Source organism: Streptomyces sp. C, from assembly GCF_000158895.1.
GTDB classification, from domain to species: domain Bacteria; phylum Actinomycetota; class Actinomycetes; order Streptomycetales; family Streptomycetaceae; genus Streptomyces; species Streptomyces racemochromogenes.
Genome location: NZ_GG657750.1, coordinates 1,195,053 through 1,195,842 on the forward strand (window position 1 = coordinate 1,195,053; position 790 = coordinate 1,195,842).

Sequence of the window (790 nt, forward strand, 5' to 3'; positions counted from 1 at the left end):
GCAGCAGGTCGTCGCGCAGGGCGACCCCCGTCGTCGCCGAGCAGGGCGCGTACGGAGGAGCGGTCGGCGGGCTCGACGCGGACCGTGTTGTCCGGGGCGATCGGCCCGTAGGGCGGGGGGACGAGTTCGGCGCGCCCGGCCTCGGCGGCCGCCGCCAGCAGTTCTGCCCCGGTGCGGTCGCTCCGCGAGGGGCGCAGGCGCAGCCAGTCGCGGATCGCGGAGGCGGCGGACTCGGCGGCGGCCTCCACCCGGTCGGCCGGGCCCTGGAGGCGCAGCCGCAGGTGGGGGCCGTGCAGCCAGTGCCGCTCGACGTGGGCGGCGAGCCCCTGCCGCGCGCAGGCGGCGGCGAGCGGCAGCACGGTCTCGCGCAGCAGGGGGGCCTTGACCGGGTGGTGGTGGTAGGCGATCACGTCGAGGGCGCGGCTGGTGGGTGCCGGCATGGTCGGTTCCTCTGCTGTCCGGGGGCGGGTCATCGGGTCCGTCCGGCGCGGTAGACCTCCAGTACGAGTTCGACGGCGCGGGCGGGCGCGTCCTGGGCGCCGGGGGCGGGCAGTGCCTCTTCGAGGACGGCGCCGCCGCCGTGGCGGGAGAGCCACTTGGCCAGGCAGCGCAGGTGCAGGGCGTTGCCGAGGTCGACGAGCTGGGGTTTGGGGCGGCTCAGCCCGCTGAGGAAGTCCTCGGCGGGGCGGCCGGTGGGGGCGGTGGCGGCGGGGTGCAGGAAGAGCTGTTCGGGCAGGCCGAGGGCGGCGCGCCAGCGGGCGGCGGCCGCCGCGGGGGACCTCGCCGCCGG

Annotated in this window: 1 protein-coding gene and 1 pseudogene; both read right to left on the reverse strand. The window is 78.7% G+C overall.

Annotated elements, in window-relative coordinates; translation table 11 throughout:
• Positions 1-440: lantibiotic dehydratase C-terminal domain-containing protein (locus tag SSNG_RS05180; protein ID WP_277752139.1), on the reverse strand; the 440-nt coding region annotated here is incomplete at its 3' end.
• 29 nt (positions 441-469) lie between these two features.
• Positions 470-790, reverse strand: a pseudogene (locus SSNG_RS41830) (hypothetical protein); the annotation flags it as partial.